We start from the raw sequence: 19,972 nt of genomic DNA on the forward strand, positions 1-19,972 counted from the left end.
CCCCGCGGGGGGCCCCGGGCCTTCACGGGGGGGGGGGGGGGCCCCGGCCCTGGGTCGGCGGGGCGGGGGGGGGGGGGGGGCCCCCCGCGCCCCCCCCCCCGGCCCGGCCGAACGCCCGAGGGGCGGCTCCCGTACGGAAGCCGCCCCTCGGGCGTCGTGTGGTGCGGAGCCGGTCGCCGCTACGGGAGGGCGAGCATGCGCTCCAGCGCGAGCTTCGCGAAGCTCTCGGTCTCCTTGTCGACCTGGATCTGGTTGACCAGGGTGCCCTCGGCCAGCGACTCCAGCGTCCACACCAGGTGCGGAAGGTCGATGCGGTTCATCGTCGAGCAGAAGCAGACCGTCTTGTCGAGGAAGACGACTTCCTTGTCCTCGGCGGCGAATCGATTCGCCAGGCGGCGGACCAGGTTCAGTTCGGTGCCGATGGCCCACTTGGAGCCGGCCGGGGCGGCCTCCAGCGCCTTGATGATGTACTCCGTCGAGCCGACGTAGTCCGCGGCCGCCACGACCTCGTGCTTGCACTCGGGGTGGACGAGGACGTTCACGCCGGGGATGCGGGCGCGGACGTCGTTGACCGAGTCGACCGAGAACCGGCCGTGGACCGAGCAGTGCCCGCGCCACAGGATCATCCTGGCGCCGCGCAGCTGCTCGGCGGTCAGGCCGCCGTTCGGCTTGTGCGGGTTGTACACCACGCAGTCGTCCAGGGACATGCCCATGTCGCGGACGGCCGTGTTGCGGCCCAGGTGCTGGTCCGGGAGGAAGAGCACCTTCTCGCCCTGCTCGAACGCCCACTCCAGGGCCTTCTTCGCGTTGGACGAGGTACAGATGGTGCCGCCGTGCTTGCCGGTGAAGGCCTTGATGTCGGCGGAGGAGTTCATGTAGGAGACGGGGACCGTCACGCCGGCGATACCGGCCTCGGTCAGCACGTCCCAGCACTCCGCGACCTGCTCGGCGGTGGCCATGTCGGCCATCGAGCAGCCGGCGGCCAGGTCCGGCAGGACCACCTTCTGGTCGTCCGAGGTCAGGATGTCCGCGGACTCGGCCATGAAGTGGACGCCGCAGAAGACGATGTACTCCGCCTCCGGCTTGGCGGCCGCGTCCTTGGCCAGTTTGAAGGAGTCACCGGTGACGTCGGCGAACTCGATGACCTCGTCACGCTGGTAGTGGTGGCCGAGGATGAAGACCTTGTCCCCGAGCTTCTCCTTGGCCGCGCGGGCGCGCTCCACGAGGTCCGGGTCGGACGGCGAGGGCAGGTCGCCGGGGCACTCCACCCCGCGCTCGCTCTTGGGGTCGGCCTCACGGCCGAGCAGCAGCAGGGCAAGGGGCGTCGGCTGGACGTCCAACGGCTGGGCGGTGGTCACGACACGCACCCTTTCTGTTCTGCGACGAGGGATTTCAGGATCATCGCTTCGACTTCTCGTCTACTTGACGCTATCTATCATAACCGCTTCACGTCAGTTTGACGATGCCGATAGTGTCAATGTGACGCATCAGCCCTCGATTCGCCGGGCCCACCCCCGCGCGCGGTGTGCGAGCATGAATGTCTGAAACAAGCGTCGGGTCCCGGAATGAATCCGCGGTCCCGCTCGTTGCCACCGACGGCAAGAGTCCGACGTTTCCCCGCGCGCCGCGGGGAGCCGCCCACTTCGGGAGTGAATGCAGATGTCCGTACAGGACGACAAGACCACTGTGAGCGACGGCATCCTCCTGTCCGACGCCGCCGCCGAGAAGGTCAGGACCCTGCTGGAGCAGGAAGGCCGCGATGACCTGGCGCTCCGCGTCGCAGTCCAGCCCGGCGGCTGCTCCGGCCTGCGCTACCAGCTCTTCTTCGACGAGCGTTCCCTCGACGGCGACGTCGTGAAGGACTTCGACGGTGTGAAGGTCGTCACGGACCGCATGAGCGCCCCGTACCTGGGCGGCGCCTCCATCGACTTCGTCGACACCATCGAGAAGCAGGGCTTCACGATCGACAACCCGAACGCCACGGGCTCCTGCGCCTGCGGCGACTCGTTCAGCTAAACCCGAACGGCACGCACGACGAGGGCCCGCCCCGGTCGCATCCGACCGGGGCGGGCCCTCGTCGTGTCCGGCGGGCCCGCCGCGGCTACTGCCGCGGGAGCTCCTTGCCCGTCGTGGCGTCCAGCACCTTCCGGTCGCCGAGCGGCTCCTTCAAGGTCACCGTCACGGACTTCTCCTCCGCCAGCATGATGCAGGCCTGCCCCGGCTTGTTCGGTGTGCCCGTGATCTTCACCATGACCGACTCCGCCTGCTCCCGCGCCTCCACGGCGTAGGTGCTGCACGGGCTGCCCCAGAAGTTCACCGTCAGCTTCCGGTCGGCCTCCTTGTACGAAAAACCGGGCACGGCACGACCGCTCGGGCCCGGCGTGCTCTCCTGCGCGGACGCCGGCTCGGCCACCGTGTGCCCCGGTGCGCCGTCCCGGCCCGCCACCTCGAACAGCCAGGCCGGGACCAGGCCCCGCGCTCCGTCGACCGTCCCCGGAACCAGCCCGAGCACCGCACCCTTCACCGTCTCCGTCCGCGGCGGCTTCATGGGCCGGGGCTCCGGATTGCACGGCACCGACTCCGCCGAGCCCGTCGCGGTGTCCGCCGTGAGCGGCACCGCACTCGCGCAGCCGCTGGGACCGGTCCCGCCCTCGGAGCCGCTCGACCGCGCGTTCAGCCGGGCCAGCGCCTCCACGGCCCCGACCACCTGCTGGTCGGCCGCCCGCACCGGCGCCTTCAGCTCACCGTTGCCGCCGACCACCACGCCGTCCGCGCCCACGCTCACCTTGGTGGACCAGCCCTGCGTGGGCAGCCCGCCGACCACCGGATCCGCGGTCACCACCCGCACCGCCCCCTGGGTGAGCCGGGCGTCCAGCACGGCCCCGTCCTGCCCCAGGGCCTTCAGCACCGGGGCCGCGGCGGCCTTGGCGGCCTCCTCGGAGACCGGCTTCCCGCTCCCGCCCGCACCGCCGGCGTCCCGCGGCAGGGTGGCCGGGCCGCAGGTGTCCTTGCCGCGCACGCAGTCGTCCCCGGCCCCGTTGCCCGCACCGTCGCCGCCCGCCTGGAAGCGGTTGAAGTTCCAGGTCCCCGGGGCCGTACGGGCCACCGTCAGCCGCGGGCCGGAGCCGTCGGCGGCCTCCCCGGCCAGCCAGACGTCCCCCTCCAGGCGCGGCGCGCCCACAAGGCCCAGGGCCGCCGCGAGCCGGGCCACATCGGCCTCCCCGACCTCCCCGGTCACGCGGTAGGCGGGCGCCGCGGCCGGGGCCTCGGGCAGCTTCACGTCGGCCCGGTAGACCACGCCCGCGCCCGACGGGTCCGGCTCCCCGGGGGCGATGCCCGGCCCCGAGGGGTCTCCCGCGTCACGGGGCGCGGAGGCCGCGCTGTCGCCCGTACGACGGGCCGCACCGTCGCCCTGGGCCGCGGACGCCCAGTAGGCGGTGCCGCCGCCCGCGAGCAGGACGGCGGCCGCGATCGAGCCGACGACCCAGGCGGGCCGCCGTCGTGTGCCGCTTGACGTGCCGGGTTCTTCGCTGGTCACCGCATCGCTCCTTCACTGGTCCCGCAGACTCCGATGCGGGTGTGACGGAACAGCGGCCCAACCGGTTCCCCTCCGCGCCGCCTACTGGTCCCCGTACGCGGCGGTGGAGGCGATCAGCCGGGCCGAGGCGGCCGGCACCCGCACCCCGTGGATCTGCGAAGCCGCCACCCGGACCGGCCGGGTGCCCTCCTCGACCCCCCAGTGCGGGGCCATCCGGGCGCAGTCCCCCAGCAGACGGGCGAAGCCGGGCCGTCCCGGGCCTTCCGCTCCGCGCCTCTCAGCGGTGTACTCGGAGTAGCCGTAACCGTCGGTATAGGTCATGAAGGCACCGTAGGCACCGGAGCTCTCGCGAAGAAAGACCTACTAAGGGGTAGTTTACGAGGTTGGGTGCGGGGTTCGGTCAGGGGCCACTTACCGGGTAGTTTTGACTGTCCCTCGCCGTCCTCAGCAGGAGCGTCCACGCCGTGCGCATCGCAGTCACCGGCTCCATCGCCACCGACCACCTCATGACCTTCCCCGGCCGTTTCGCCGACCAGTTCGTCGCGGACCAGCTGCACACGGTCTCCCTCTCCTTCCTCGTCGACAACCTCGACGTGCGGCGGGGCGGCGTGGGTCCGAACATCTGCTTCGGCATGGGGCAGCTCGGCATCCGCCCGATCCTCGTCGGAGCCGCCGGCTCCGACTTCGACGAGTACCGCGCCTGGCTCGACCGGCACGGCGTCGACACCGAGTCCGTCCGCATCTCCGAGGTGCTGCACACCGCGCGCTTCGTCTGCACCACGGACTCCGACCACAACCAGATCGGCTCCTTCTACACGGGCGCGATGAGCGAGGCCCGCCTGATCGAGCTGAAGTCCGTGGCCGACCGCGTGGGCGGGCTCGACCTCGTCCTCATCGGCGCGGACGACCCCGAGGCGATGCTGCGCCACACGGAGGAGTGCCGGACGCGGGGGATCCCCTTCGCCGCCGACTTCTCGCAGCAGATCGCCCGCATGGACGGCGACAACATCCGCACCCTGATGGAGGGCGCGACCTACCTCTTCTCGAACGAGTACGAGAAGGGCCTCATCGAGTCGAAGTCCGGCTGGACGGACGAGGAGATCCTCGCCAAGGTCGGCACCCGCGTGACCACGCTGGGCTCCAACGGCGTCAGGATCGAGCGGATGGGCGAGGACGCGATCGTCGTCGGCTGCCCCGAGGAGAACGCGAAGGTCGACCCGACCGGCGTCGGCGACGCCTTCCGCGCCGGATTCCTGACGGGCCTGGGCTGGGGCGTCGGGCTGGAGCGCGCGGCCCAGGTCGGCTGCATGCTCGCGACCCTCGTCATCGAGACGCTGGGCACCCAGGAGTACACCCTGGCGCGCGCGCACTTCATGGAGCGCTTCACCAAGGCCTACGGTGACGAGGCAGCGGCGGAGGTCCGCGCCCACCTGGCCTGACGCCGGTCCGATCCCGGGCTCTGCCCCGACCCCGCCGGCTGAGCCGACCGCGGGTCCGGGCGGGGTCCGGTGGGACCGGGCCGCCGCTGCGCGGAGCTCTCCCCGCCCCGCCCTTGCGTCGTTTCCCGGGCTCCGCCCGGCCCCGCCTTCGAGGCCGCGCCGGGCAGAATCAGCCTCGGCCGGGCACATCCCGCCTCGCCGGCGTTAGAGGCGCGGGGTCCGGGGCGGCGCCCCAGGGAACTCGGCGTCCCAGGGAACCCGGCTCTGCCGGGCACTGGGCTCTGCCGGGCACTGGGCTCTGCCGGGCACCGGGCTCCGCCCGGACCCGCGCCGCAAAGGCCGGCGAGGCTGAAAGTGCCCGGCGCAGCCGGCAAGGCATCGGCGCAGCCGCAGGCGCGTCGGGCCGTGACTACGACAGGCGGCGGACCGTGTAGGCGGTGCCGGCCGGGCGGGGGGCTTCGCCCACGTACTCGTGCCCCCGCATCGCGCACCACGCCGGGATGTCCAGCCGCGCCACCTCGTCGTCCGACAGGACGGTCACCGTGCCGCCCACCGGGACCCGGCCGATGGCCCGGGCCAGCTCGATCACCGGCTGGGGGCAGCGCAGCCCGAGCGCGTCGAGTTCCAGGGACTCCGCCACCGGAGCCACCGCGGGCGGCTCCGACACACCGAGCCGCTCCCGTACACCCGCCACCGCACCCGGCAGCACCTCCAGGAACGCGTTGACCTCCTCGGCCGGGGTGCCCGGCGGCAGGGACACCCGTACGTTCCCCTCCGACAGCACGCCCATGGCCCGCAGCACGTGACTGGGGGTCAGTGTGGAGCTCGTGCAGGAGGAGCCGGAGGAGACCGAGAAACCCGCCCGGTCCAGCTCGTGCAGCAGCGCCTCCCCGTCGACGTACAGACAGGAGAAGGTGACCAGATGCGGCAGCCGCCGGTCCGCGTCGCCGACCACCTCGACGTCCGGGACCAGCCGCACCACCCGCCGCCGGATGCGGTCCACCAGGACCCGCAGCCGGGCCGCCTCCGCGTCCGCCTCCGCCCGCACGGCCCGCAGGGAGGCCGCCGCCGCCACGATCGCGGGAAGGTTCACGAAGCCGGGGGAGCGTCCCGACTCCCTTTCGTCCGCGGGGTTTTGGGCAGAGAAGCGCACCCCCTTGCGGACCGCCAGCAGGCCGACCCCGGGCGGACCGCCCCATTTGTGCGCACTCGCCGCCAGGACCGACCAGGCACCCTCCACGGGGCCCCAGGCCAGCGACTGCGCCGCGTCCACCAGCAGCGGCACCCCGGCCGCCCCGCAGACCTCGGCGACCTCGGCCACCGGCTGGACCGTGCCCACCTCGTGGTTGGCCGACTGGAGGCAGGCGAGGGCGGTCGCCGGGGTCAGCGCGTCGGCGTACCCGGCGGAGGACACCGCGCCCGACCGGTCCACCGGGACCTCGGACACGCTCCCGCCGCGCGCCTCGTGCGCCGCCGCCGCATGCAGTACAGAACTGTGTTCGACCGCCGACACGACCAGATGGCCGCCGACGCGTCGCCGCCCGGCGAGGACGCCCGCGACGCCCGAGTGAACCGCGTGCGTCCCCGAAGGAGTGAACACGAGCTCGTCGGCGCGGCATCCCACCGCCTCGGCGGCGGCCTCCCGCGCCGCGTCCAGGAGCAGCCGGGCGCGCCTGCCCTCCCGGTACAGCCTGGCCGGATCGGCCCAGCCCTCGTCCAGGGAGGCCTGCAACGCCTGCCGGGCCACGGGGTGCAGGGGAGCGGCGGACGCGGTGTCGAAGTACGGCATCCGATCACGCTAGCGCCGACCCCCGGACGTTCGAGGTCAGGGGGCGTCAGATGCGCCCCGGAGCCCGCCGTTCAGGGCCGCGTCCACCGTCCCCCGTACGGCGGATCCATCCCTTCGGGGGCAGTAGCGGCGCGTTGGGCACCCTCCCCGCGCGACCCCAAATAGCGTCCAGTAGGGTTTGGTCCGCATAAACATCCAAACCCCTGCCTGCGTCAGGGCCGGCGACCGACCCGAACACGGCCGCGGCCGGCCGCGCGGGCCGAGACTCTCGGGAAGGCGCTACGTGAGTCCCTACGGCTCCGACCGCTCGCCGCGGCGCCCGATGCGGCGGAAGCTGCTGCAGGCGCTGACTGCGGGCGTGGTCCTGGCGACCGCCACTGGTTGCTCGTATACATGGAAAGACTTCCCCCGCCTCGGAATGCCGACTCCGGTAACCGAGGAGGCGCCGCGCATCCTCTCCCTGTGGCAGGGATCCTGGGCGGCCGCGCTCGTCACGGGCATCCTGGTGTGGGGCCTGATCATCTGGAGCGTCATCTTCCACCGGCGCAGCCGGACGAAGATCGAGGTCCCGGCGCAGACCCGGTACAACATGCCCATCGAGGCGCTGTACACGGTGGTCCCGCTCATCATCGTCTCGGTGCTCTTCTACTTCACCGCGCGTGACGAGTCGAAGCTCCTCGCCCTCACCCCGAAGCCGCCGCACACGATCAACGTGATCGGCTTCCAGTGGAGCTGGGGCTTCAACTACATCGAGAACGTCGACGGCGACGCGGCCACCCCGAAGGCGGGTGAGGTTCCCAAGGAGCTCGCCTCCATCCCGGACCGCTTCACCAAGGACTTCCCGGCGGGCGCCGAGGGCGTCTACGAGAAGGGCGTCCCGAGCGACCGCAACCCGCAGACGGGCAACCCGGGTCCGACCCTGGTCCTCCCCAAGGGCGAGAAGGTCCGCTTCATCCTGTCGTCCAACGACGTCATCCACTCCTTCTGGGTGGTCCCCTTCCTGTTCAAGCAGGACGTCATTCCGGGCCACACCAACGTCTTCGAGGTCGTCCCCAGCCAGGAGGGCACCTTCATGGGCAAGTGCGCCGAGCTCTGCGGCGTCGACCACTCCCGAATGCTCTTCAACGTCAAGGTCGTCTCCCCCGAGGAGTACAAGGCGTACCTGAAGGAGCTGGCGGAGAAGGGTCAGACCGGCTTCCTCCCCGCCGGTATCAAGCAGACCGAGCCGGCCCGGAATGCGGAAGTGAACAAACTGTGAGCATCCTCAACGAATCCCAGGGTGCCGCCGCAGCTGACTCGTACGAGAACGAGCTGCCGGTGCGGCGCAAGCAGCCGGGCAACGTGGTCGTGAAGTGGCTCACCACCACCGACCACAAGACCATCGGCACGATGTACCTGGTCACCTCGTTCGTGTTCTTCATCATCGGCGGTCTGCTGGCGCTCTTCATGCGCGCCGAGCTGGCCCGTCCGGGCACGCAGATCATGTCGAACGAGCAGTTCAACCAGGCGTTCACCATGCATGGCACGATCATGCTGCTGATGTTCGCCACCCCGCTGTTCGCGGGCTTCGCCAACTGGATCATGCCGCTGCAGATCGGCGCGCCCGACGTGGCGTTCCCGCGGCTGAACATGTTCGCGTACTGGCTGTACCTCTTCGGCTCGACCATCGCGGTGGCGGGCTTCGTGACGCCGAACGGCGCCGCCGACTTCGGCTGGTTCGCCTACTCCCCGCTGTCGGACGCGGTCCGCTCGCCGGGCATCGGCGCCGACATGTGGATCATGGGTCTGGCCTTCTCCGGCTTCGGTACGATCCTCGGCTCGGTCAACTTCATCACCACGATCATCTGCATGCGCGCTCCCGGCATGACGATGTTCCGCATGCCGATCTTCACCTGGAACGTGCTGCTGACCGGTGTTCTGGTCCTGCTGGCCTTCCCGGTCCTGGCCGCCGCGCTCTTCGCGCTGGAGTCCGACCGCAAGTTCGGCTCGCACGTGTTCGACAGCGCCAACGGTGGAGCACTGCTCTGGCAGCACCTCTTCTGGTTCTTCGGACACCCAGAGGTGTACATCATCGCGCTGCCGTTCTTCGGCATCGTCTCCGAGATCATCCCGGTCTTCTCGCGCAAGCCGATGTTCGGTTACATCGGTCTGATCGCCGCGACAATCGCGATCGCCGGCCTCTCGGTGACCGTGTGGGCCCACCACATGTACGTCACCGGCGGTGTGCTGTTGCCGTTCTTCTCCTTCATGACCTTCCTGATCGCGGTACCGACCGGTGTGAAGTTCTTCAACTGGATCGGCACCATGTGGAAGGGCTCACTGTCCTTCGAGACCCCGATGCTCTGGACGATCGGCTTCCTGGTCACCTTCACCTTCGGTGGTCTGACCGGCGTCATCCTGGCCTCGCCCCCGATGGACTTCCACGTCTCCGACTCGTACTTCGTCGTCGCCCACTTCCACTACGTCGTCTTCGGCACCGTGGTGTTCGCGATGTTCGCCGGCTTCCACTTCTGGTGGCCGAAGTTCACGGGCAAGATGCTGGACGAGCGCCTCGGCAAGATCACCTTCTGGACGCTGTTCATCGGCTTCCACGGCACCTTCCTGGTGCAGCACTGGCTGGGCGCCGAGGGCATGCCGCGCCGTTACGCGGACTACCTCGCCGCCGACGGCTTCACCACGCTGAACACGATCTCCACGATCAGCTCCTTCGTGCTGGGCCTGTCGATGCTGCCGTTCATCTACAACGTGTGGAAGACGGCCAAGTACGGCAAGAAGATCGAGGTCGACGACCCGTGGGGCTACGGCCGTTCGCTCGAATGGGCGACGTCCTGCCCGCCGCCGCGGCACAACTTCCTCACCCTGCCGCGCATCCGTAGCGAGTCGCCCGCGTTCGACCTCCACCACCCGGAGATCGCTGCGCTCGACCACCTTGAGGACCACGGCGCCAAGGCGGCCGTCACCGGTGGCAAGGAGGCCGGCAAGTGAAGATCCAGGGCAAGATGTTCCTCTGGCTCTCCGTCTTCATCCTGATCATGGCCGTCGTGTACGGCGTGTGGTCGAAGGAGCCCGTCGGAACCACCGCGCTCTTCCTGGCCTTCGGCCTGAGCGTCATGATCGGCTACTACCTGGCCTTCACGGCCAAGCGCGTCGACGAGATGGCCCAGGACAACCTGGAGGCCGACGTCGCCGACGAGGCCGGCGAGCTGGGGTTCTTCTCCCCGCACAGCTGGCAGCCGCTCTCGCTGGGCATCGGTGGCGCGCTCGCCTTCATGGCCGTCATCTTCGGCTGGTGGCTCATGTACTTCTCGGCCCCGATCATCCTGATCGGCCTGTGGGGCTGGGTGTACGAGTACTACCGCGGTGAGAACGCGAACCAGTAGGAAAGAAGCAGCACCGCGCGGCCCGGCCGCGCACCACGTGGGGCCCGGACACCTCTTCGGAGGAGTCCGGGCCCCTCGTTTGCAGTCACCCCGCGCGCCGTATTTGTCATATCTTCATAGCGTTGGCCCTATGAAGCACTCACCGCGTCTTTGGACGGTACTCAGCTGCTCCCTGCTGGTCGCGTCCCTCGGGGCCGGCGCCACCGCATGCGGGTCCGGCGACAACCCGCTGTCGGCCCGCCCGGTCGACGCGGGCGAGCAGGTCGCCTTCAACCAGACCGCAGGCAGCCGCCCCGTCGACCCCAACCGGCCCCTGGAGATCACGGCCAGGAACAAGAGCAGCCGGATCACCGACGTCACGGTCGTGGACACCCACGGCCGCCGCCTGGCGGGCGAACTCAGCGCCAAGGGAGACCGGTGGCACAGCACCGTCCCCATGGCCGCAGGCGTCCGCTACACCGTCACCGTGAGCACCGAGGACCAGCGCGGCACCCCGGGCCAGCGCACGATGGCCTTCGACACCACCCCGTCCAAGGGCGTCCTGAAGGTCGAGTTCGGCCCGGAGGAGGGCAAGTACGGCGTCGGGCAGCCCCTCACCGCCGAACTCAACGAGCCCGTCAAGGACAAGGCCGCCCGCGCCGTCGTCGAACGGGGCCTGGTCGTCGACGCCCCGGCCGGGGTCGAGGGCGCCTGGCACTGGGTCGACGACAAGAACCTGCACTACCGCCCGAAGGAGTACTGGCCCGCCAACACCACCGTCTCCGTACGGAGCAACCTGGAGGGCATCAGGATCACCGACGACCTCCACGGGGCCGCCGCCAAGCCGCTGAAGCTGGAGATCGGCGACCGCGTCGAGGTGACCACCGACGCCTCCGCCCACTGGCTGACCTTCAAGCGCAACGGAGAAGTGATCAATTCCATCCCGGTCACCACCGGCAAGCCCGGGTTCTCCACCCGCAACGGCATCAAGGTGGTGCTGGGGAAGCAGTACTACGTACGGATGCGCGGGGACACCGTCGGCATCGGCGGCAGCGAGTACTACAACCTGCCCGTCTACTACGCCACCCGCGTCACCTGGAGTGGTGAATACGTCCACGCCGCGCCGTGGTCCATCGGCTCCCACGGCTACGCCAACGTCAGCCACGGCTGCACCGGCATGAGCACCGGCAACGCCGCCTGGTTCTACGAGAACATCACCGAGGGCGACATCGTCCAGGTGATCAACAGCATCGGCGACGACATGGACATCTTCGGCAACGGGTTCGGGGACTGGAACATGGACTGGAAGGACTGGCGCGAGGGCAGCGCCCTCCTCAAGGGCACCCAGGAAGGCCGCAGCCGCATCGACCAGGCACGCCTCAGGCCGACGGTCTGACCCGCCCGGCCCCCGGACACGCTCCGGGGGCCCGCCGGGCGCAGCGCGGGCGTCAGGCCGCCGAGGAGGACAACCTCGCCCGCAGCAGGCCCGCCAGGGCGTCCGCGAACTCCACCGGGTCCACCGGAAGGGTCACCGCGGCGTCCGCCCGGCTCCACGTGGCCAGCCAGGCGTCCTGAGGACGCCCCATCAGCAGCAGCACCGGGGGACATCGGAAGATCTCGTCCTTGATCTGCCGGCACACACCCATGCCCCCGGCCGGAGCCGCCTCGCCGTCCAGCACGCACACGTCGACGCCGCCCGCGTCCAGCTCCGACAGGACAGCCGGCAGGGTCGCGCACTCCAGGAACTCCACCGGCGGCAGATCCGCGGCGGGACGACGGCCCGCCGCCAGTCTCACCTGCTCCCGGGTGCCCGCGTCGTCGCTGTAGACCAGAACCCGCGCAGTCGCCCGCATTTCGATCCTCCACGTGTCCCATGAATCACGTTGATGTTGCGCGGGATGCTACTCCTCCCGCCGCCCCCTCGACATCGGTTCGGACATGTGCACGAGGGCGTGCGGAGAGGTGATCTGATGGGCCGTTCGGGCCTTGCACACACCCCTGACACTCCGAACGGCACCCCCCGGGGTGAGGGCGGGATAAGCGACCGACATAATGTCGGTCGTGGCGACAGCAACGACAGTAGATACCGGGCACGCGCACCCGACGGTCAATCGGCCGAACCTCGTCAGCGTCGGAACCATCATCTGGTTGAGTTCTGAGCTGATGTTCTTCGCGGCCCTCTTCGCGATGTACTTCACCCTGCGATCCGTGATGGGTCCCGAGTACTGGACGGAGCAGGCGGACAGCCTGAACCTGCCCTTCTCGGCGACGAACACGACGATCCTGGTGCTTTCCTCCCTCACCTGCCAGCTCGGCGTATTCGCCGCGGAGCGCGGTGACGTGAAGAAGCTCCGGACGTGGTTCATCATCACGTTCGTCATGGGTGCGATCTTCATTGGCGGCCAGGTGTTCGAGTACACCGAGCTGGTCAAGCACGAGGGCATGAGCCTCTCGTCCGGTCCGTACGGCTCGGTCTTCTACCTGACCACCGGCTTCCACGGTCTGCACGTGACGGGCGGACTCATCGCCTTCCTGCTGGTCCTCGGCCGGACGTACGCGGCCAAGAGGTTCACCCACGAACAGGCCACGTCGGCCATCGTCGTGTCCTACTACTGGCACTTCGTCGACGTCGTCTGGATCGGCCTCTTCGCGACGATCTACCTGATCAAGTAGCGAACACGTCACCGGGCCCGACCCGGCACACCATCCAGACACACCGACGCAGAAGATCCTGACACCGGGGTAATCCGTGAAAAAGCTCTCCGCACGACGACGCCATCCGCTGGCGGCGGTCGTCGTTCTACTCCTCGCGCTGGCGGCCACTGGGGGGCTGTACGCCGCCTTTGCTCCCGCGGGCAAGGCGCAGGCCGATGAAACCGCCCAGTCCCTCGCCATCGAGGAGGGCAAGAAGCTCTACGCCGTGGGTTGCGCAAGCTGCCACGGAACCGGCGGTCAGGGTTCCTCTGACGGCCCGAGCCTGGTCGGCGTCGGCTCCGCGGCCGTCGACTTCCAGGTGAGCACGGGCCGCATGCCCGCCCAGCAGCCCGGCGCCCAGGTGCCGAAGAAGCCGGTCATCTACACCCAGGCGCAGATCGACCAGCTGGCCGCGTACATCGCCTCCCTCGGCGCCGGCCCGATCACGCCGACCGAGAAGCAGTACGACCCGGCGGACGCCGACATCGCCAGGGGCGGTGAGCTGTTCCGCAACAACTGCGCGCAGTGCCACAACTTCACCGGCGAGGGCGGCGCGCTGACCAACGGCAAGTACGCCCCCAACCTTGAGGACGTCTCGCCCAAGCACATCTACGAGGCCATGCAGACCGGCCCGCAGAACATGCCCTCCTTCCCTGACAGCACCATGCCGGAGCAGCAGAAGAAGGACATCATCGCGTACCTCCAGAACGTCAACGGTGAGAAGTCGACGAACCCCGGCGGCCTCAAGCTCGGCGGGCTCGGCCCGGTTTCCGAGGGCCTGTTCGGCTGGGTCTTCGGACTGGGTGCGCTGATCGCTGTCGCCGTCTGGGTCGCGGCCCACACCGCTAAGGCCAAGAAGTCATGAGTAGCCAAGAGATTCCCGAAGACAAGCACCTGCCGAGCGAGCAGGGCGACGCGCACCACGGTGCCGTAGCGGTCGCGGACGACCCGTTCGCCGACCCGGGCCTGCCGGTCCACAAGCCGCGCATCCAGGACATCGACGAGCGGGCGGCGAAGCGCTCCGAGCGCACGGTCGCGATGCTGTTCACGGTGTCGATGCTGGCCACGGTCGCCTTCATCGCCTCCTACGTGATCCTCCCGGTCGACAAGATCGTGTACATCTTCCCCATCGGGAAGGTCAGCGCGCTCAACTTCGCTCTGGGCGTGACCCTGGGCATCGCGCTGTTCTGCATCGGCGCCGGCGCCGTGCACTGGGCCCGCACGCTGATGTCCGACGTGGAGGTCGCCGACGACCGCCACGAGATCTCCGCTCCGCCGGAGGTCAGGGCCAAGGTCATGCAGGACTTCGCCGACGGCGCCAACGAGTCCGGCATCGGCCGGCGGCCGCTGATCCGCAACACGATGCTGGGCGCGCTGGCCCTGGTCCCGCTGTCCGGCGTGGTGCTGCTGCGCGACCTCGGTCCGCTGCCCGAGGACAAGCTGCGCCACACCATGTGGGCCAAGGGCAAGCTGCTCATCAACCAGAACACGATGGAGCCGCTGCGTCCCGAGGACATCCTGGTCGGCTCGCTGACCTTCGCCAAGCCCGAGGGCCTGGAGGAGGAAGCGCACGACTACATGACCCAGATCGCCAAGGCGGCCCTGATGATCGTCCGGCTCAAGCCGGAGGACATCAAGGACAAGCAGGAACTGGAGTGGTCCCACGAGGGCATCGTGGCCTACTCGAAGATCTGCACCCACGTCGGCTGCCCGATCAGCCTGTACGAGCAGCAGACCCACCACGTGCTCTGCCCGTGCCACCAGTCCACCTTCGACCTCTCCGACGGCGCCCGTGTCATCTTCGGCCCGGCCGGTCACGCGCTCCCGCAGCTGCGGATCGGCGTCAATGACGAAGGCTTCCTCGAAGCGCTCGGCGACTTCGAAGAGCCCGTCGGTCCTGCATTCTGGGAGCGCGGATGAGCACTGCGACCACTGACGCACAGGCGCGCAAAGCGCCCGCCGGCGAGCGCGTGGCGGACTGGGCGGACGGCCGCCTGGGCATCTACAGCCTCGCCAAGGCGAACATGCGCAAGATCTTCCCGGACCACTGGTCCTTCATGCTGGGTGAGATCGCGCTGTACAGCTTCATCATCATCATCCTCACGGGTGTGTACCTGACGCTGTTCTTCCACCCGAGCATGAACGAGGTCGTGTACCACGGTTCGTACGTGCCGATGCAGGGTGTGCGGATGTCCGAGGCGTTCGCCTCGACGTTGGACATCAGCTTCGACGTCCGCGGCGGTCTGCTCATCCGGCAGATCCACCACTGGGCGGCCCTGATCTTCGTCGCGGCCATGATGGTGCACATGATGCGCGTCTTCTTCACGGGCGCGTTCCGCAAGCCGCGCGAGATCAACTGGGTGTTCGGTTTCCTGCTGCTGGTGCTCGGCATGTTCACCGGCTTCACCGGCTACTCCCTGCCGGACGACCTGCTCTCGGGCACCGGTGTCCGCTTCATGCAGGGCGCGATCCTGTCCGTGCCGGTCGTGGGCACGTACCTGTCGATGTTCCTGTTCGGCGGCGAGTTCCCCGGCCACGACTTCGTGGCCAGGTTCTACTCGATCCACATCCTGCTGCTGCCGGGCATCATGATGGGTCTGCTGGTCGCCCACCTGATCCTGGTCTTCTACCACAAGCACACCCAGTTCGCGGGCCCCGGCAAGACGAACAAGAACGTCGTCGGCATGCCGCTGCTCCCGGTGTACATGGCGAAGGCGGGAGGCTTCTTCTTCCTGGTCTTCGGCATCATCGCGGCCATCGCGGGCATCGCCTCGATCAACCCCATCTGGGCACTCGGACCGTACGTCCCGGACCACGTGTCCACGGGCGCGCAGCCGGACTGGTACATGGGCTTCTCCGAGGGCCTCATCCGTGCCATGCCGGGCTGGGAGATCAACCTCTGGGGCCACACGCTCGTCCTCGGTGTGTTCATCCCGCTGATGATCTTCCCGCTGGTCCTGGCGACGATCGCGGTGTACCCCTTCGTCGAGTCCTGGGTCACCGGGGACAAACGCGAGCACCACATCCTGGACCGCCCGCGCAACGTCCCGACCCGCACCGCCTTCGGTGTGGCCTGGCTGACCTGGTACGTCGTCCTGCTGATCGCCGGCGGAAACGACATGTTCGCGCAGTTCTTCCACCTGTCGATCAACTCGATCACCTGGTTCGCCCGGATCGGCTTCTTCGTCTGCCCGGTCCTCGCCTTCATCGTCACCAAGCGGATCTGCCTCGGCCTCCAGCGCCGGGACCGGGACAAGGTGCTGCACGGTCGCGAGACCGGCATCATCAAGCGCCTGCCGCACGGTGAGTTCGTCGAGGTCCACGAGCCGCTCCCGCAGAGCAAGCTGCACACCCTCACCGCGCACGAGCAGTACAAGCCGATCGAGATCGGCCCGACGGTCGACGAGAACGGTGTCGAGCGCAAGGTGAAGGCCACCGAGAAGCTGCGCGCGAAGCTCAGCAAGGGCTTCTACGCCGAGGGCAACCAGATCCCCAAGCCCACGGTGGAGGAGTACAAGGAGATCCAGTCCGGCCACGGCCACCACTGATCCCCCGCACCACCGCATGAGGGACTGATTTCGGTCAGTCCTGGTGTCGCCACGGCGAGAGCCCCGTCCAGTGTCTGGACGGGGCTCTTTGCCGTAACCGGGGCTGGATAGGCTGATCTCCGACCCATTCGACGTGGAACCCCCATCAACAGCAGGAGCGGACCATGAACGTTGCGACCCCGGCAGGCGGCGACAGCGTGGCGGCCCGTGGCTGGCCGGGCGTCCTCGACGCCCTGCTGACCGGCCAGGACCTGAGCGCCGACGACACCGCCTGGGCCATGGACCGGATCATGCGCGGGGAGGCCACCGACGCCCAGATCGCCGGCTTCGTGGTGGCCCTGCGGGCCAAGGGGGAGACGGTCGCGGAGATCAACGGCCTCGTACGGGCCATGTACGAGCACGCCAACCTCATCGAGGTGCCCGGCCGGACCGTCGACATCGTCGGCACCGGCGGCGACGGGGCCAAGACGGTGAACATCTCCACGATGTCCGCCGTCGTGGTGGCCGGAACCGGCGCCAAGGTCGTCAAGCACGGGAACCGGGCGGCGTCCTCCGCCAGCGGCTCCTCGGACGTCCTGGAGAAGCTCGGCGTCAACCTGGACCTGAGCACCGCACGGGTCGTCGAGGTCGCCGAGGAGGCCGGCATCACCTTCTGCTTCGCGGTGAAGTTCCACCCCGCCCTGCGGCACGTCGCGGGAGCCCGCCGGGAACTGGGCATCCGGACCACCTTCAACATCCTCGGCCCGCTGACCAACCCCGCCCGCGTCCGGTCCCAGGCCACGGGCGTGGCCGACCCCCGGATGGCCCCCATCGTGGCCGGCGTGCTCGCCGAGCGCGGCTCGTCCGCCCTGGTCTTCCGCGGCGACGACGGCCTCGACGAACTGACCACCACCGCGACCTCGCGGGTCTGGTGGGTCCGCGACGGCAAGGTCTTCGAGCAGTCCTTCGACCCGCGTGACGTCGGCATCCCGCTGGTCGACGTCTCCGCCCTGGCCGGCGGGGACCCCTCGTACAACGCGGACGTGGCCCGCCGCGTGCTGGCCGGCGAGACCGGACCGGTACGCGACGCCGTCCTGCTGAACTCCGCCGCCGCCCTGGTCGCCCTGGACCCGGGCACGGGCACCCTGGAGGAGCAGATCGCGGCCGGCATCACCCGCGCGGCCGAGTCGATCGACTCCGGTTCCGCCCGGGCCGCACTGGAGCGCTGGGTGACGGCCAGCAACGCCTGATCCGGCACCCGGATCGAGCCAAACCCCGGTCCACCATGCGGACCGGGGTCCTGTGCTCGGAGGATCTTGTGGCAGGATGCGGACCAGGTCACGAGTGACAGCGTTCAGGCCCCGGCTTGCTGTCCGGCAACCCTCCTTCCGTGGCGGGGTGCCCCGGGTGATGACCAGGCCGTGGGCAGCAAGGCCCACGGCAAGCGCGGATCCCTCGACACCAGGGGTCCTGGTCTCTCGAGGAGCGTTTTCCGTGAGCAAGCGAATGCGATAGGGCGACCGCCGCCCCCACTTCACCCTCGGACCAGGGTCACTTCGGCGTACCCCGACCGTCCCGTCCGAGGATCCTCCCGTACCCCGGACGGCCGCAGCGCCGTACCCGCGTACGGGCACACCGAAGCCATTCAGCCCTGCCCGCCGGGAGATACCGCCATGTCCGCATCCCTGAACGCCACCGCCACCGCCACCGCCATCACCGTCGCCCCGGACCCCGCCTGTGCCGAGCCGCTCGCCGTCCTCGGCCGCGACGTCACCGTCCCGCTCGTCACCGGGGGAGAGGTCACCTACGCGGCCCTCGACTACGCGGCCAGCGCCCCCGCCCTCCAGCGGGTCTGGGACGACGTGGCCGCCTACGCCCCCTACTACGGCAGCGTCCACCGCGGCGCCGGCTACCTCTCGCAGCTGTCCACCGACCTCTTCGAGCAGAGCCGGGCCACGGTCGCCGAGTTCCTCGACTGCCGCGCCGACGACCAGGTCGTCTTCACCCGCTCCACCACCGACTCCCTGAACCTGCTCGCGGCCGTGATTCCCGCCGACTGCCAGGTGTTCGTCTTCGAGACCGAGCACCACGCCTCGCTCCTGCCGTGGACGAACGCGCAGGTCAACTACCTCAACGCCCCGCGCACCCCCGACGAGGCCGTCGCCACGCTGGAGCGGGCGCTCGCCGACCGCACTGCATCAATCGAAGAGGGCTACGGCCCGGCGCTCGTGTGCGTCACCGGCGCGTCCAACGTCACCGGCGAGCTGTGGCCGGTGAAGGAACTCGCCGCCGCCGCGCACGCCCACGGCGCGCGGATCGTCCTGGACGCCGCCCAGCTGGCCCCGCACCACCCCGTCTCCGTACGCGACCTCGACGTCGACTGGGTCGCCTTCTCCGGCCACAAGCTCTACGCGCCCTTCGGCTCGGGCGTCCTCGCCGGCCGCGCCGACTGGCTGCGGCAGGCCGAGCCCTACCTGGCCGGCGGCGGGGCCTCCCGCAAGGTCTCCCGCCGCGAGGACGGCGGCGTGGACGTCGAGTGGCACACCACGGCCGCCCGCCACGAGGCCGGCTCCCCGAACGTCATCGGCGTCTACTCCATCGCCTCCGCCTGCCGGGCCCTGACCGAGGCGGGCTTCGAGAACCTGGTGGCGCGCGAGCAGCAGCTCGTCGCGCGGGTCCGCGCAGGCCTGGCGGAGGTCCCGGCCGTCCGGGTCCTGTCCCTCTTCGGGGACGCCGCCCCGCGGGTCGGCGTCATCTCCTTCGTCGTGGACGGCTGGAACAGTTCCCACTTCGCCGCCGCGCTCTCCGCCGAGTACGGGATCGGCGTACGGGACGGCCTGTTCTGCGCCCACCCGCTGGTGCGGACCCTGCTGGGCAGCGAGCCGCAGGCGCAGGGCGAGTGCGGGGCCCCGGACGCCGCCCCGGGCGAGCGGTCGCTGAACGCGATCCGTGTCAGCTTCGGCGCCGGCACCCCGGACGAGCACGTCGAGCGTTTCGTGCGGGCGGTGAAGGAACTCGTCACGGACGGCGCGAAGTGGCAGTACCGCACGGAGGAAGGCCGCTGCGTACCGCTCCGCGGGGCGGTGTAGGTACCGGTGCCCCTGCGGGGTTGCTGCGCAGGGCTCGGCGGTGCCCCTGCGGGGTTGCTGCGCAGGACTCGGTGGTGTCCTGAGCGGGGGTGTCGCGGGGCGGGGGTGTGTGGGTGTGGGGCGGTGCCCCGCAGGAGGGTCTCCTCGGCGGTGCCCCTGCGGGGTTGCTCGGCGGTTCGGCTCCGGCTTCGCCCGGGCCCGGTGCCCTGTGGTGTTCCCTGCGGGGTTGCTGCGCAGGGCTCGGCGGTGTCCCTTGCGAGGTGTCGCAGGACGGGGGTGTGCAGGTGTGGGGCGGTGCCCCGCAGGAGGGTCTCCTCGGCTCGGCGCGGACTGCACGTCACGGCCAGGCGGCCCAGGTCGCGCCTCGTCCTGCGGGGACCCTCCTGCGTGTCCCCGCCCCACGGCAAGGCTCCGGCAACCGGACCGCGGCCGAGGGAAGCGGGGTGTCGCGGGGCGGGGGTGTGTGGGTGTGGGGCGGTGCCCCGCAGGAGGGTCTCCTCGGCTCGGCGCGGACTGCACATCACGGCCAGGCGGCCC

General features: G+C 69.9%; 17 protein-coding genes and 1 riboswitch. Of the genes, 12 read left to right on the forward strand and 5 right to left on the reverse strand.

The window, feature by feature from the left end; translation table 11 throughout:
- Positions 1 to 179: 179 nt before the first annotated feature.
- Positions 180 to 1,367 carry a quinolinate synthase NadA gene (gene nadA, locus ACIPXC_RS34175; RefSeq protein ID WP_386461549.1) on the reverse strand — a complete coding sequence of 396 codons (1,188 nt, stop codon included), beginning with the start codon at positions 1,365 to 1,367 and terminating at the stop codon, positions 180 to 182.
- Between the two features lie 292 nt (positions 1,368 to 1,659).
- Between nadA and ACIPXC_RS34180 the strand changes: the two genes are divergently transcribed.
- Positions 1,660 to 2,016: an iron-sulfur cluster assembly accessory protein gene (locus ACIPXC_RS34180; protein ID WP_030029080.1), complete on the forward strand. Its 357-nt coding sequence runs from the start codon at positions 1,660 to 1,662 to the stop codon at positions 2,014 to 2,016.
- Between the two features lie 85 nt (positions 2,017 to 2,101).
- Here ACIPXC_RS34180 and ACIPXC_RS34185 read toward each other — a convergent pair whose 3' ends face one another.
- Entirely contained in the window at positions 2,102 to 3,538 is a 1,437-nt protein-coding gene (locus ACIPXC_RS34185; RefSeq protein ID WP_401626164.1) for a hypothetical protein, read from the reverse strand.
- 81 nt (positions 3,539 to 3,619) lie between these two features.
- Positions 3,620 to 3,859: a hypothetical protein gene (locus ACIPXC_RS34190; RefSeq protein WP_386461551.1), complete on the reverse strand. Its 240-nt coding sequence runs from the start codon at positions 3,857 to 3,859 to the stop codon at positions 3,620 to 3,622.
- 143 nt (positions 3,860 to 4,002) lie between these two features.
- On the opposite strand from ACIPXC_RS34190, the gene ACIPXC_RS34195 reads away from it, so the two are divergent.
- Positions 4,003 to 4,977, forward strand: a complete 975-nt coding sequence (locus ACIPXC_RS34195) for a carbohydrate kinase family protein (RefSeq protein ID WP_401626166.1) — start codon at positions 4,003 to 4,005, stop codon at positions 4,975 to 4,977.
- A 409-nt stretch (positions 4,978 to 5,386) separates the two neighbouring features.
- Here the strand turns inward: ACIPXC_RS34195 and ACIPXC_RS34200 are convergent, their stop codons facing one another.
- Positions 5,387 to 6,766, reverse strand: coding sequence for a cysteine desulfurase/sulfurtransferase TusA family protein (locus tag ACIPXC_RS34200; RefSeq protein WP_401626168.1), 1,380 nt, complete (start codon positions 6,764 to 6,766; stop codon positions 5,387 to 5,389).
- 283 nt (positions 6,767 to 7,049) lie between these two features.
- Here ACIPXC_RS34200 and coxB point away from each other — a divergent pair, with 283 nt between their 5' ends.
- From coxB to ACIPXC_RS34220, 4 genes are all read left to right on the forward strand, one after another.
- Positions 7,050 to 8,024 (forward strand): cytochrome c oxidase subunit II, encoded by a 975-nt coding sequence (coxB, locus tag ACIPXC_RS34205; RefSeq protein WP_401626170.1) that lies wholly within the window; start codon positions 7,050 to 7,052, stop codon positions 8,022 to 8,024.
- Entirely contained in the window at positions 8,021 to 9,751 is a 1,731-nt protein-coding gene (ctaD, locus tag ACIPXC_RS34210) for a cytochrome c oxidase subunit I (RefSeq protein WP_030961596.1), read from the forward strand. Before coxB ends, ctaD begins: the two co-directional genes overlap by 4 nt.
- Positions 9,748 to 10,146 (forward strand): cytochrome c oxidase subunit 4, encoded by a 399-nt coding sequence (locus tag ACIPXC_RS34215; RefSeq protein ID WP_401626173.1) that lies wholly within the window; start codon positions 9,748 to 9,750, stop codon positions 10,144 to 10,146. Before ctaD ends, ACIPXC_RS34215 begins: the two co-directional genes overlap by 4 nt.
- Before the next feature lie 130 nt (positions 10,147 to 10,276).
- Positions 10,277 to 11,521 carry an Ig-like domain-containing protein gene (locus ACIPXC_RS34220; protein ID WP_401626175.1) on the forward strand — a complete coding sequence of 415 codons (1,245 nt, stop codon included), beginning with the start codon at positions 10,277 to 10,279 and terminating at the stop codon, positions 11,519 to 11,521.
- 52 nt (positions 11,522 to 11,573) lie between these two features.
- On the opposite strand, the gene ACIPXC_RS34225 is transcribed toward ACIPXC_RS34220, so the two are convergent.
- Entirely contained in the window at positions 11,574 to 11,978 is a 405-nt protein-coding gene (locus ACIPXC_RS34225; RefSeq protein ID WP_401626178.1) for a hypothetical protein, read from the reverse strand.
- A gap of 199 nt (positions 11,979 to 12,177) precedes the next feature.
- Here ACIPXC_RS34225 and ACIPXC_RS34230 point away from each other — a divergent pair, with 199 nt between their 5' ends.
- From ACIPXC_RS34230 to ACIPXC_RS34255, 6 genes are all read left to right on the forward strand, one after another.
- Positions 12,178 to 12,798, forward strand: coding sequence for a heme-copper oxidase subunit III (locus ACIPXC_RS34230; RefSeq protein ID WP_401626181.1), 621 nt, complete (start codon positions 12,178 to 12,180; stop codon positions 12,796 to 12,798).
- Positions 12,799 to 12,874: 76 nt separating this feature from the next.
- Positions 12,875 to 13,684: a c-type cytochrome gene (locus ACIPXC_RS34235; protein ID WP_401626183.1), complete on the forward strand. Its 810-nt coding sequence runs from the start codon at positions 12,875 to 12,877 to the stop codon at positions 13,682 to 13,684.
- Positions 13,681 to 14,739, forward strand: a complete 1,059-nt coding sequence (locus ACIPXC_RS34240; protein ID WP_401626186.1) for a Rieske 2Fe-2S domain-containing protein — start codon at positions 13,681 to 13,683, stop codon at positions 14,737 to 14,739. Before ACIPXC_RS34235 ends, ACIPXC_RS34240 begins: the two co-directional genes overlap by 4 nt.
- Positions 14,736 to 16,367 (forward strand): cytochrome bc complex cytochrome b subunit, encoded by a 1,632-nt coding sequence (locus tag ACIPXC_RS34245; protein ID WP_401626189.1) that lies wholly within the window; start codon positions 14,736 to 14,738, stop codon positions 16,365 to 16,367. Before ACIPXC_RS34240 ends, ACIPXC_RS34245 begins: the two co-directional genes overlap by 4 nt.
- Before the next feature lie 164 nt (positions 16,368 to 16,531).
- The gene (gene trpD, locus ACIPXC_RS34250; RefSeq protein ID WP_401626192.1) at positions 16,532 to 17,596 is read left to right on the forward strand and encodes an anthranilate phosphoribosyltransferase; all 1,065 of its coding nucleotides are present in this window, start codon (positions 16,532 to 16,534) and stop codon (positions 17,594 to 17,596) included.
- A gap of 86 nt (positions 17,597 to 17,682) precedes the next feature.
- Positions 17,683 to 17,799, forward strand: a riboswitch (SAM riboswitch).
- Positions 17,800 to 18,019: 220 nt separating this feature from the next.
- Positions 18,020 to 19,435, forward strand: a complete 1,416-nt coding sequence (locus tag ACIPXC_RS34255) for an aminotransferase class V-fold PLP-dependent enzyme (protein WP_401626195.1) — start codon at positions 18,020 to 18,022, stop codon at positions 19,433 to 19,435.
- Positions 19,436 to 19,972: the final 537 nt, after the last annotated feature.

The sequence above is a fragment of the Streptomyces sp. NPDC090021 genome (assembly GCF_044748225.1).
Lineage (GTDB): Bacteria > Actinomycetota > Actinomycetes > Streptomycetales > Streptomycetaceae > Streptomyces.